At 58.3% G+C, this 12652-nt stretch carries 9 protein-coding genes; 4 read left to right on the top strand and 5 right to left on the bottom strand.

Annotated features, from left to right (window positions below; all coding sequences use genetic code 11):
* The first annotated feature begins 161 nt into the window (after nt 1–161).
* Nucleotides 162–296, top strand: coding sequence for a hypothetical protein (locus tag QO002_RS12875; protein WP_307230218.1), 135 nt, complete (start codon nt 162–164; stop codon nt 294–296).
* Nucleotides 297–426: 130 nt separating this feature from the next.
* Here QO002_RS12875 and QO002_RS12870 read toward each other — a convergent pair whose 3' ends face one another.
* The 4 genes from QO002_RS12870 to QO002_RS12855 all read right to left on the bottom strand — a co-directional run bounded on the left by QO002_RS12870 (nt 427) and on the right by QO002_RS12855 (nt 4940).
* On the bottom strand, nt 427–1953 hold the full coding sequence (locus QO002_RS12870) for a DEAD/DEAH box helicase (RefSeq protein WP_307230216.1): 1527 nt from the start codon (nt 1951–1953) through the stop codon (nt 427–429).
* 229 nt (nt 1954–2182) lie between these two features.
* Complete coding sequence (locus tag QO002_RS12865; protein ID WP_307230214.1) at nt 2183–3511, bottom strand: M23 family metallopeptidase; 1329 nt, start codon at nt 3509–3511, stop codon at nt 2183–2185.
* A gap of 119 nt (nt 3512–3630) precedes the next feature.
* Nucleotides 3631–4458, bottom strand: coding sequence for a ferritin-like domain-containing protein (locus tag QO002_RS12860; protein ID WP_307230212.1), 828 nt, complete (start codon nt 4456–4458; stop codon nt 3631–3633).
* A complete protein-coding gene (locus tag QO002_RS12855) occupies nt 4455–4940 on the bottom strand; it encodes a peroxiredoxin (protein ID WP_307230210.1) in 486 nt (161 codons plus the stop codon). The genes QO002_RS12860 and QO002_RS12855 overlap by 4 nt, the downstream gene beginning before the upstream one ends.
* A 329-nt stretch (nt 4941–5269) precedes the next feature.
* Between QO002_RS12855 and QO002_RS12850 the strand changes: the two genes are divergently transcribed.
* Nucleotides 5270–8665, top strand: coding sequence for a YhdP family protein (locus tag QO002_RS12850; RefSeq protein WP_307233357.1), 3396 nt, complete (start codon nt 5270–5272; stop codon nt 8663–8665).
* A 40-nt stretch (nt 8666–8705) separates the two neighbouring features.
* Here the strand turns inward: QO002_RS12850 and tyrS are convergent, their stop codons facing one another.
* Complete coding sequence (tyrS, locus tag QO002_RS12845; protein WP_307230208.1) at nt 8706–9959, bottom strand: tyrosine--tRNA ligase; 1254 nt, start codon at nt 9957–9959, stop codon at nt 8706–8708.
* Nucleotides 9960–10111: 152 nt separating this feature from the next.
* Here tyrS and QO002_RS12840 point away from each other — a divergent pair, with 152 nt between their 5' ends.
* The gene (locus QO002_RS12840) at nt 10112–11254 is read left to right on the top strand and encodes an anhydro-N-acetylmuramic acid kinase (RefSeq protein ID WP_307230206.1); all 1143 of its coding nucleotides are present in this window, start codon (nt 10112–10114) and stop codon (nt 11252–11254) included.
* A gap of 107 nt (nt 11255–11361) precedes the next feature.
* Complete coding sequence (locus tag QO002_RS12835; protein ID WP_307230204.1) at nt 11362–12558, top strand: GGDEF domain-containing protein; 1197 nt, start codon at nt 11362–11364, stop codon at nt 12556–12558.
* The last annotated feature ends 94 nt before the right edge of the window (nt 12559–12652 follow it).

Here is a 12652-nt window from a genome sequence, read left to right as displayed (position 1 = left end):
CTACCACGATTTTCGACACGCGTCACCGTTTTGCAACTCTACCCGAACGAGTTGATTGTTCAATTCTGGAAGCAGTGTTCACTGGTTTCGATCTTTAAACGGTGAACGATAGGGGCGATATTCCCATCAAGAACGTCACAAAGCCCTTCGGGAGAACGACGATGAGAGAGCCCCTTTTTCGCTTCGGAGATTTTGCAATCTGGTCAGCCATCCTGGGCACCGTGGTTGGCTACCAGCTGTGGACCCACGCCGCGTCTGCGCCGCTCACCACTGCGCTCGTCATTGTCGGCGGTTAACGCCCTTCAAGACCAAATACATTCGGTCGGCGACGTCCGTCACCCGGTGATCGGTAGCCGGATACGAAACAAGCCGCCTGCACGAAAAGTGAAGGCGGCTTGCAAATAAAAAGCGTCAAGCGTTGACGGATCAGGCCTTGCCCGCGATCAGCATGAAGGCCGGAATGTCGTCACCAAAGCCAACGGGCGTCGGGCCATCGTCATGGTCGCGGCGGTAGCGGTTGCGACGGTCGCGGTTGTCATCATTGGCAGGATACGGCGCAGAAGCATTCCGATTGCCATTGCGCTGGCTATTCTGCGGCTTGGTTTCTGCCTTACGTTCTGTTCTCACGGGTTCCGCCTTTGTTGTCGTCACTGCTTCGCTTGCGATCGCAATATCGTCTGATTTGGTGTCCGATTTGTGACTGGACGCGCCTCTATCGGTGTCGTTCCGCCGGCCACGCTTGCCATCACGATCCCGACCACGATCCGATTTGCTGCGGTCGGACTTGCCGTTGTCGAAACTTTCCATCGGCGCCGGAAGGGCCGAAAGGTCGCCATTCAGCCATTCGATCTTCAGATCGATCAGCTTTTCGATGGCGTCGGTGAACTTGGTGTCCCGCTTGGTCACCAGCGTGAAGGCGGCGCCTGAGCGACCGGCACGACCGGTGCGACCGATTCGGTGCACATAGTCTTCCGCATGGATCGGCACATCGAAATTGAAGACGTGGCTGACATCGGGGATATCGAGGCCGCGAGCAGCAACGTCCGATGCGACCAGCAGCTTGATGCCGCCATCCTTGAAGTTTGCCAGCATCGTGGTGCGCGAGCGCTGATCCATGTCGCCATGCAACGCGCCGACCGAAAAGCCGTGACGTTCGAGAGAGCGGAAGAGATCGGCGACATCAACCTTGCGATTGCAGAAGATGATCGCGTTCTTCAGCTCCTGCTGTGCACCGATGAGGTCGCGCAGAACGGCGCGCTTCTCGTAGTCCTTCGCATGGGCCGCAACGAAACGCTGCGTCACGGTCTTGGCGGTGGAGGAGGGCGGCGCCACTTCGACCCGTTCCGGGTTCTGCAGGAACCGGTCGGCCAGCTTCTGGATTTCCGGAGGCATGGTGGCAGAGAAGAACAGCGTCTGGCGGGTGAACGGAATAAGCTTGGCGATGCGCTCGATATCGGGAATGAATCCCATATCCAGCATGCGGTCGGCTTCGTCGATGACCAGGATTTCAACGCCGGTCATCAGGAGTTTGCCGCGCTCGCAGTGATCAAGCAGGCGGCCGGGGGTGCAGATCAGCACGTCGGCGCCGCGCTCCAGTTTGCGATCCTGCTCGTCGAAGGACACGCCACCGATGAGCAGCGCAATATTGAGCTTGTGGTTCTTGCCGTATTTTTCGAAGTTTTCGGCAACCTGCGCAGCGAGTTCGCGCGTCGGCTCGAGAATCAGCGTGCGTGGCATGCGAGCCCGTGCGCGTCCCTTTTCCAGGAGCGTCAGCATCGGTAGCACGAAGGAAGCGGTCTTGCCTGTGCCGGTTTGAGCGATGCCGAGAATGTCGCGACGCTGGAGGGCTGGCGGAATGGCCCCTGCCTGGATTGGCGTCGGAATGGTGTAGCCCGCATCAGTTACTGCGGAGAGTACTTTTTGGCTCAGGCCAAGATCAGAAAACGTGGTCAATTGGAAATCTGTTTCCGTTCCGGTTCGGGAGAACACTGGTGACATCGCGCTCACCCACGGGGCGCGTTGTGGGGGCTCTTAGGCTCAAAGCGGCACAAAGTCAAGAAAACCGGGCGTTTGATCGATTGATCAGTCAATAAAAAGAAGTAAATTCCGGATGCCTTTTAGAGAAGACGGTAATAATCGGTTTTTTATGCCTGTTTCAAAGGCATATGCTTTAAGGCCGGCCTCAGTTTACGAGCTTTTCGATCTTCATGCCGGCGGTCAGAAAACGCATGGGATCGACGGCCTCGCCATTGAGACGAACCTCGTAATGCAAATGAGGGCCGGTGGAGCGCCCGGTGTTGCCGGTTTTGGCAATGACTTGTCCGGCTTCGACATGATCGCCAACGTTGACCAGCGAACTTGACAAGTGGGCAAAGCGTGTCGTCACGCCATTGCCGTGGTCAATCTCGACCATGTTTCCATAGCCGCCACTATGTCCTGCCGTGATCACGGTACCGGGCGCTGTCGCCACAATCCGTGTGCCGAGGGATGCCCGGAAATCAATGCCGGCATGGAGCGCCAGCCTGCCCAGAAAAGGATCGACGCGGTTGCCGAAGCGGCTGGTGATATCGCTTGCCGGAGAGGGGTTAGAGAAGGGTAATTTCTTGACCTGGCTTCGCATCTGCTCAAGCCGCCCCAGGGCGCCGTCCAGGGCAACAAGCGATGCGTTGAAATCCTCTGAGGACTCTGGTTCGACGAACGGACCGCCAATGGCAGAGCCCTCTTCTGCCGGAGCCGTGTCCGCTGCCTCCTCCAGCGGCTTGTCATCGATGTGCACGCCGGTGCGCCCAACGATCGCTGCGATCTCGTCGGCGGTGTCGGCCGTCTGCTCGGTCAGGGTCTGGAGCCGGGAGCGCTGCGCATGCTCAATATCCTTGAGCGAAAGGGTCACGCGGGAAAACAGCCGGTCAGCGCGGTCCGAAGTCGGTTCGTTTTCAGTCGCGGGTGCATAGCCGAGAGCGGCCTGTATCGGGGGGAGCGAATCGGACTTGCTGATGCCCATGAGCCGTTCGATGGCCCGCAGGCCGCGAGAACCGGCTGCATCCGCACGTTTTTCATAGGCATTGGCTGTAGGCGTGATGGCTTCGCCTTTCTCCGTCGAGACGCCGGCATTTTCGGCGCGATCGAGAAGCGAGCCGAGTTTTCCATGGCGGGAGGTCAGGGCGAGCTGCTGCTGCAGCAGCTTTTCGACTTTTTCTTCGACGACTTGTTGATCCAGCAGCTGACGGCTTGTGACGCGATCCACCTGCGCACGCAAAGCTGCGATCCTGTCTTCATATTCGTACTGCATGCGTGCCTGACGGGCCATGGTTCCGCCAATAAGGTCATCGCGCAGGACGAGATAGGATGTGGCGGCGAGATAGCCGACCGTAAGGGCGGAAGCGAAGCACATTGATACAGCCACCGTCCATGGCTGGAAAGTCATATGCCTGACCTTGTCCCCCTTGGCGAGAATCAGGATGTGTTTCTCGGTTTTCTTGCCGAAAACGCGATTTTCCGTGCGTCCTGACACCTGATCGCCCCCATCATATAGATGCGCTTTTGATGGCTGTGATTAGATATTATTAAGGTTAACAAAGCCTTTCCCGCGCCTCGTTCCGCGGTATGGAATCCACTTCATAGCGATAGAAATCAGATATTTGTCGAAGCCGTCATCGAGCGATAGAAAGAGGGCGTCAGCCCGGCTTCGGCGCGAGCAACATCGTTGAATGGCGCCTTGAGCGGTCCGCGGAAATTCGCTCGCACCAGGGCCTGGAACGTGGCTGCCGGGTCTTTTTTCTGACGAGCGCACAGAAAGCGAAACCACTTGGCGCCGACGGCCACATGACCTTTTTCGTCCTCGTAGATGATGTCCAGAACAGCAGCGCTTTCCATGTCTCCGGCCTCGCGCATCTTGGCTTGAAGGGCCGGCGTAACGTCCAGGCCGCGTGCTTCGAGAATCAGCGGCACGACGGCAAGCCGCGCGGTCAGGTCATTTCGGGTGTCGTGCGCGGCCTGCCAGAGACCGTCATGGGCGGGCATGTCGCCATAATCCGCCCCAAGCTGGCGCAGGCGATCGCGCACGAGACGGAAATGCTTGGCTTCCTCGAAGGCAACCCGCATCCAGCCGTCGAAGAAGGAATTCGGCACCTTTTCGCCCGCAAACCGGGCGACGATATCGAGGGCAAGATCGATCGCATTCAGTTCGATGTGAGCAATGGCATGCAGGAGCGCTACCCGGCCGCGTGTCGAGTGTAGTGTTCGGCGCACCATCTTCGTGGGTGCGATCAATTCCGGACGGGCCGGGCGACCCGGGCGCTCGGGTACCGTAAGGTCAAGCGGCGAACGCAGGGAAAGCTTCCGGTCGTCCCATCGCCGCGCAGTCTCCTGTGCAAGTTCGGTCTTCAGATCGAGATCGGCAGCCGCTATTGCCTTGGCCGCGCCGTCGCGAAGGCTATGGATGCGAGGAAGTTCCGTCATGTCGAGCCATGCTCCGCCTGCATCTTCGCTGTCGCCAGGACGTCTTCGACATGGCCTGTGACCTTCACCTTTTCCCATACACGGCGGACAACACCTTCCGGATCGATAAGCAGGGTCGTTCGCTCGACCCCCATGTATCTGCGACCATAGAGTGTTTTTTCCACCCAGACACCATAGGCCTCGCAGACTGCTTTCGTCTCATCGGAGACCAGCGGGGTTTTCAGGTCGTACTTCTTGATGAATTTATCATGCTTCTTCACCGGGTCCGGCGATATACCCAGCAGGCTGACGCCGGCTGCTGCAAATTCCTCCGCCTTGGAACTGAAATTGATCGCCTCTGTGGTGCAGGAGCTGGTGTCGTCCTTGGGATAGAAAAAAAGGACGAGCCACCCAAGCCGGTATGACGCCAGCGAAATGGTTCCGCCCCCGTCGCGAAGCAGTTCGAAATCGGGAGCTGCATCTCCTGCTGCCACTTTTGCCATGAATTGACCTCGTTTTCGACTGCTTCTTCTTTTAGGCACCCGGCTCCGGCTTTAACGGCAGGCTCCCCACGCGTAAAGACCTGCGGTCTGCGAACCTTTATTTTGGTGTTCGGCGGGATTGCCTTGAGCCGACATTGCGCCGTTCCCCCAGACCGTGGTCAACGGTTTGGCTTGACGCAGAGGAGCTGACTATCCGATATGCGGACAGCTTCTTGCAAAGCATGTTCGATACCAATGGTGCAGACCTGCGCCACATATCCGGGCTGTCCGGCGAGGAAGACGAGACATATGACTGGACAGAAGCCGATCGACGGAGGCACGCTGCGCCGATGAGCGAAATTCGCGGCGAGAAGGTGAAATTTGGCAAGGGTGACATCATCGCCCTGCATCGCCTGCCGTCAGCGCAGGCCCACGATCCCTGCATCGTTCATGCACCTTTGAAGCGTGGCGCTGTTCATCTCACGGCCGGGATTTTTCTCGGAATTTGCGGTTTAGCCCTCGGGTTGGTGATGCTGCTGCTGTTGGCAGTCGAAGGCGGTTTGATCGACAGGCCGCTGAACGCCCACGCTATGGCTGCGCTGAATACTGCGCTGGGGAATGACTATCACGCCGAAGTGGGCAGTACCGTCCTACGGATGACATCAAGCGGTTCGCTGGCGCTGAAGGCGCAGGATGTGACCCTGGTCGAAAACACCTCCCAAAAGCGTCTCATCACGACGCGCTCGGTTTATATCGAGCTTGATTCGCTTGCGTTGTTGACCGGTCGAGTGGCTGTTTCGCAGATCGAGGCCGAAGGCGCCATGCTCGATCCCACGCTGTTGCCTCAAGGCAAACCGATCGACCTGACAGGCATCCGTATCAGTGATGTCGGGGAGGGGCTTGAGAGTGCCTTCGGACAGATCGATGCGATCTCGCGCTTTATTGCGCGGGGGAATACCGAAAATGTCAGAATTGCCGACGTGCGGCTGTCCTTTACCGGCCCGCGAAAGCGTATCGTCCCGGTGGTGATCGAGACTCTCGATTTCACCCGTGCCCTCAATGGTTCCATGCGGATCGCGGGTATCTTCGATATCGACGGTGACAAGGCTGAGCTTCATCTGGCGACAACAGGGGATGGCGGCAAGATTGTCCGGGTGGACGGTACGGCGTCGGGTCTTCCGCTCTCGGCGCTGCTGCACAGGTCGGCGAGCGCCACCGAAACCGCATTTGGTATCGACAGCAGTGCGAGTCTGACGATCAAGGCCATGCGCGGCAGTGAAAACGCTGCGCCGACATTGCAGCTTGGCGCGACGTCCGAGGCGGGGATTTTTCAAGCAGGAGGCCTTTCCTCTTCACTGAAACCATCAGAACTCAATCTTTCATACGATTTCAAGCGCGGTTCCATTGATATCCTTCCTTCGATTGTAAGGGTGGGACGATCTGCCTTCCCCTTCTCGGGCGCCATCATCGACCTGGACAAGGTCAATGCGGACACGCGCAAGGGCTTTGCAATCGACCTTCTGGCGCAGGGCGCTCGTTCGGCGCCGGAGGACGTTTCCGATCCGCCGTTGTTGTTCGACGCGAAGGCGAGGGGCCAATACCTGTCGGAAACTCAGGATCTTGTTTTCGATCATCTGACGGTGGCAAGCGCGCAAGGCTCCATGGTCGGATCGCTCTCCATGAGTTTTGGCGAGACATCGCCGCAAGTCAGCTTTGCCGCCTTGACCGACAAGGTGCAGTCGGCGGCCGTAAAGCAGCTCTGGCCCTGGTGGATCGCCAAGACGGCTCGTAAATGGGTTGTCGCCAACGTCTTCGGTGGAACCGTGACCGACGGCAAGATCGAAGTATTCTTGCCGGAAGGCAGGATTGCGAAAAATGTCGGCCCCCTCGACCTCAACGACAAAGAGCTGATGATCTCCTTCAATCTCGCCGATGTGCGCATGAACATCGCGGGTGATCTGCCGCCCTTGAGGGATGCTTCGGGAGTTTTCAAGCTCAAGGGCGAGAATATGCAGATCGATATCAAGGGTGGCACGACCTATTCCCCATCCGGTCGGTCCGTGACCTTGCGGGGTGGTGATTTTGTCATTCCGAAAACCTACGAAAAGCCGCTTATGGCGGAAATGCGCCTTGATGTGGCGGGAGAAGCAGATGCGCTGGCAGAGCTTGTCAGCTATCGGCCGATCCGGGCCTTGCAACGCACGCCTTTCAAGGTGGAGGACTTTTCCGGGCCGATGACAGCCGAAGTCGGAGCCCGTTTTGGCCTCATCCCATCACAAAATCCATCGCCGCCACAATGGCAGGCGGAAATGGCTCTCGATGGTGTCGATGTAAAGACGCCGATTGCCGGACGAAACATTTCCTCTATCAACGGGACGCTGCGCGTCGATCAGACGAAAGCGGAGCTGCAATCGAAGGCTGAAATCGACGGGATTCCCCTGGATCTCAATCTCGTGGAGCCAGTGGGTGCGCAAAGCACGGTCAAACGCCAGCGCGAGATTTCCGGGACATTCGACGACAAAGCCATTCGGAAGATGGTCCCTGGCCTTGCGGATATTGTCAGCGGCGCAGTGGATGTTGCTATCAAGGTTGATGACAAAGACGTCCAGACCGTTTCGGCCGATCTTGACAATGCATCACTGGTACTGCCTTGGGTCGGATGGTCAAAGGGCAGGGGAATTGGTGCGAGCCTCGATTTCTCGGCAAAAACAAGTGATGGCGTGACGTCGATCAGTGATTTCGCACTGAAAGGCGACGGTTTCGGCGCAAACGGAGACCTGGTGCTCGACAAGAGTGGGCTGCGTAAGGGAGACTTCACGTCTGTTCGCCTTGCTGCCGATGATGATTACCGCGTTTCGCTCGAGAGAGCGAAGAACGGTTACGGTGTCACGGTCAGTGGTAGAACCGCTGATTTTCGACCTCTGCTGGATAACATGCGCAAATCGGATAGCGCCGGCGGAGGCAATCAGTCCAGCCAGGTTTCCATTTCCGCCACGCTCGATTCGGTCACGGGTTTTCATTCCGAGACGCTTTCGAACCTCAACCTGCGCTACGTTGCCCGTGGAAAGCAGATCGACGCCCTCAATCTATCCGCAGTCACCAAGAGTGAGCAGGCGGTGGTTGCAAAAATCGTTGCCAACGGGCCTGACAACATGCTGGAACTGACCAGCGGTGACGCCGGCGCTCTTGCGCGGTTCGCCGATCTCTATGGCAACATGCGAGGTGGGCTTCTCAACGTCAAACTTCGGGACCGGGGGGCGAATTCCTGGCGGGGAAGCATCGATATCCGCAAGTTCTCCCTGATCAACGAATCCCGCCTTCAATCGATCGTCTCCACACCGACCGGCTCGGACGGACGTAGTCTTAATCAGGCGGTAAAACGCGATATCGACGTTCGCTCCGCCCGTTTTGATCGTGGATTTGCCAATGTCGCGCTGGATCAGAACACCGTCAAGCTCGACGGTGGGATCGTTCGCGGCGTCGATGTGGGTGCGACGTTCCAAGGCGTTCTGCGTGACAAGAACGGCAATATGGACATGACAGGGACCTTCATGCCTCTCTACGGTCTCAACCGCCTGTTCGGAGAACTGCCGCTGATCGGTGTTCTGCTCGGCAACGGGAGTGATCGGGGTCTGCTCGGGATCACTTTCAAGCTCACCGGTCCGTTCGACAAGCCGAACCTGGTCATCAACCCCTTGTCGCTTATCGCTCCCGGGGTTTTCCGCAACATCTTCGAGTTCCAATAGAAAAGCCGGCGCCAGGCGCCGGCCTCAGGAGCGTTGTGGCTTAGGCCGGGCGCACCAGCGCATGCTTCTTGCGGCCGACAGACAGCTTGACGACACCTTCTGCTGTGACGTCGTTGGAACCGATGACAAAACGCTCATCAGAGATCGCGTTATCGTTGATCTTCACAGCCCCGCCCTGAATATGGCGGCGCGCCTCGCCGTTCGAGGCGGCAAAACCGGCGCGAACGATGAGCGACAGAAGGCCTATGCCGCTATCCAGTTCGGCAGCCGTCACATCGACGGTGGGGAGGTTTTCGGCAATAGCACCTTCTTCGAAGGTCTTGCGTGCAGTCTCGGCAGCCTGCTCGGCGGCGACACGACCATGGAGCATCGCGGTGATCTCGGTTGCGAGGACTTTCTTGACCTCGTTGATCTCCGATCCGCCAAGCGCGGAAAGGCGTGCGATTTCGTCCATCGGCAGTGTCGTATAGAGCTTGAGGAAGCGCGACACGTCGGCGTCTTCGGTATTGCGCCAGTACTGCCAGAAGTCATAGGCCGACAACATGCTCGGGTTGAGCCAGACGGCGCCGTTCACCGACTTGCCCATCTTTGCACCGGAAGACGTGGTCAACAGCGGCGAGGTCAGAGCATAGAGCTGCGGCGTTCCCATGCGGTGGCCGAGGTCGATGCCATTGATGATGTTACCCCACTGGTCGGAACCGCCCATCTGCAGCCGGCAGCCCGTCCGCTTGTTGAGTTCGACGAAGTCATAGGCCTGGAGGATCATGTAGTTGAATTCCAGGAAGGACAGCGACTGTTCGCGATCAAGGCGGGTCTTGACGCTGTCGAAGGCGAGCATGCGGTTGACCGAAAAGTGGCGGCCGACATCACGCAGGAATTCCAGGTAATTGATGCCAAGCAACCAGTCGGCGTTGTTGATCATCAACGCATCCTTCGGACCATCCCCATAGGTGAGGTAGTTCGAGAAGACCGTCTTGATGCTGTCGATATTCGACTGGATCGTGTCCGGCGTCATGAGTTGCCGGGATTCTTCCTTGAAGGACGGATCGCCAACCATGCCGGTGCCACCACCCATCAGTGAGATCGGTCGGTGGCCGGTTGCCTGCAACCAATGCAGCATCATGATCTGGATCAGACCGCCAGCGTGAAGGCTCGGAGCGGTCGGATCGAAGCCGATATAGGCCGTCACTGTTTCCTTGGCAAAGAGGGCGTCAAGACCGGCGTCGTCGGACGTCTGGTAGATGAAACCACGCTCTTTCAGCGTGCGCAGGAAATCGGACTTGTACTCGGACATGAGATCGTCTCTCTCGGTAGGCTGTTGAAGGATGAGCGGACAAGCGCTCTTGTTGGACAACGGCGGGGCGTTTACCACTCTTTTCGGCAAGATGCACCTGTTTGCGCCTGCAAACTTTGAGTGAGCGGATCGGTAAGCAAAGGGACGACGGGATGAAGGCTGTGTGGACTTCGATCGGGCTGATGAGTGGTACCAGCATGGACGGTATCGATATTGCCCTCCTGCGCACCGACGGCGACAGGCAGATCGAACGCGCCCCATCCATGAGCGTGCCCTATGAGGCAGGTTTTCGCGACCGTTTGAAGCAGGGTCTTGTTGACGCAAAGAAAGTCACCGATCGAAAGGCCAGGCCGGCGGACCTCGGAGCGCTCGAGCGCAACCTCACGATCCGGCATGCCGTTGCCGTCAGCGATTTTCTCTTCCACAATGGTCTGAAGCACGGCGATATCAATGTCATCGGCTTTCATGGCCAGACGGTTTTGCACCGGCCCGACGAGGCCTTGACGGTGCAGCTGGGCGACGGGCAGTTGCTGGCAGATCTTACCGGCATCCCGGTCGTTTATGACATGCGCGCCAACGACATGCGACACGGGGGGCAGGGCGCGCCGCTCATTCCGGTTTATCACTCGGCGTTGGCGAGAAGTTTGGACGACCGTTCCGCAACGGTCTTCGTCAACATCGGCGGTATTTCCAACTTGACGTTTATTGGCACCAAGGGCGAAATCGTCGCCTATGACAGCGGGCCGGGCAACACGCTGATCGACCAGTGGGTGGAATTGCGCACAGGCCAGGCCTTCGATGAAGGAGGCGCGATCGCAGACCGCGGCAAAGTCTTGTCCGATCTCGCCGCCCGTTATCTCGAACATCCGTTCTTTGTATCAAATCGGCGGCGTTCGCTTGATCGTAACGACTTTCGTCCGCCGTCCAAAATCGAAGCCGGGCTTGAAGACGGCGCGCGCACGCTTGCCTATGTGACGGCGGCCGCCATCCTGAAATCGGCGTCACACCTTCCCGAATCGCCGAAACGCTACGTCGTCTGCGGCGGTGGTCGACACAACCAGATCATCATGACCCATCTTGAGGAGCTTGCCCGGCTGAACGGCGCAAGTGTCATCAAGGCCGAAGCACTCGGTTTTGATGGAGATGCTATGGAAGCCGAGGCTTGGGCTTATCTTGCGGTCCGTTCGCAGCTTGAGCTTCCGCTGACTTTTCCGGGCACGACTGGTGTATCCCATGCCGTGAGCGGTGGTGTGCTGGCCAAGCCCAGCGAAAGGGCAATCCCGAAAGTTGATTAACGGTTCCTTTGCCGGCGCGTGTTAGTCTGCCGCTTAATCCTGCCCGTGACTGCAGACTGCGCGCACGGCGGCAAGGGCACGGGGTGCACCCGATACGGACGGACTTGATGAACGGCGCGCTATTTCTTCTCGTTGTTAACTTCCTGATCGCGCAGCTGTTCTGCGTGTTTTTCCTTGTTATTGCAGGACGAAGCCGCTTTCCGGCCGCAGGCCGTTGGTTTGCCGCCGCATTCGCTACCGCATCGCTGGCTGCGGTTTTTGAGCTTCTGATACGATTCGATGATTTCGACAGGTTGTGGTCGCTCGGTGCCTTTGCATCGCTGCTTCTTGGCGTCTATCTCATCCGGGTTGGCATCGGTTCCCTTTACGTCTTTCCCGTCAATATCGGCGGAGCCTTGCTGCTCTTTGGCATCTCGCTGGGTGTAAACCTGCTCATCTACGATCTGCCGCGCAACAGCTGGATACATTCGCTCGGTTACCAGCTGCCGTTTTTCGTCGTGGAGATGGTTTCAGCGCTCGCCGTCTATCGTTCAGGTCGCCGAGGCTATGGCGATCGTACGCTCATGGCCCTTTTGTTGCTGACCGGCCTGCATTTCCTCAGCAAATCCTATTTCGCCGTGATAACCGCAGGTCCCAATGCGCAGGCCTATCTCACCAGTACCTATGCGCTGGTATCGCAGAGCCTGGGTGCGATCCTCGTGGTTTCGACCGGCCTCACCTTGCTGGCCGTCATCGTCGTCGACATCATGGATGAGGCGAAGTCGCGCTCCGAGATTGACCCCCTGTCGGGTCTTCTGAACCGCCGAGGATTCTTCGAACGGGTGAACCGGGTCATCGCACGGCCAATTGCGGCGTTTCCGCATTGTGTCATTCTCGTGGATCTCGATCACTTCAAGGCGGTCAACGATACCTACGGGCATTTCTCCGCGGACCAGGTGATCGTCAAACTGGCGCAGACGCTGATGGAACATGCGCCGGCTGATGGCGTCTGTGCGCGGCTTGGGGGAGAGGAGTTCGCCGTCTTCCTGCCTTCCACCGGCGATGCGACGGGCTATCTGTTTGCCCAGGCCGTTCGCGGCAATTTTTCGTCTGACAAGCTACCCGGTTTGCCGGAGCATGTCCGTCTCACCGCAAGTTTCGGCGTCTGCGCGATGAAGAATGCACGTGAACCAATCGACGTGATTCTTCAGGCTGCCGACAAGGCGCTTTATGAAGCGAAGAAGAATGGCCGCAACCGTGTTGTTCGAGCCGAACGAAACGAATCCGAACTGACGGCCTATGCCGCGCGCCAAGCGCGGGCATAGGTTCGATTGATACAGAAACGCCCGGCATCGCGGGATGCCGGGCCGATTGATGCTTGGCGCTAAGGTGTGTCGCGATCCTTCACATTCGCTTCCC

The organism is Pararhizobium capsulatum DSM 1112 (assembly GCF_030814475.1).
Classification (GTDB): Bacteria; Pseudomonadota; Alphaproteobacteria; order Rhizobiales; family Rhizobiaceae; genus Pararhizobium; species Pararhizobium capsulatum.
The sequence above is the reverse complement of the archived record's forward strand: the minus strand, read 5'-3'. Positions and strand labels throughout refer to the sequence as shown.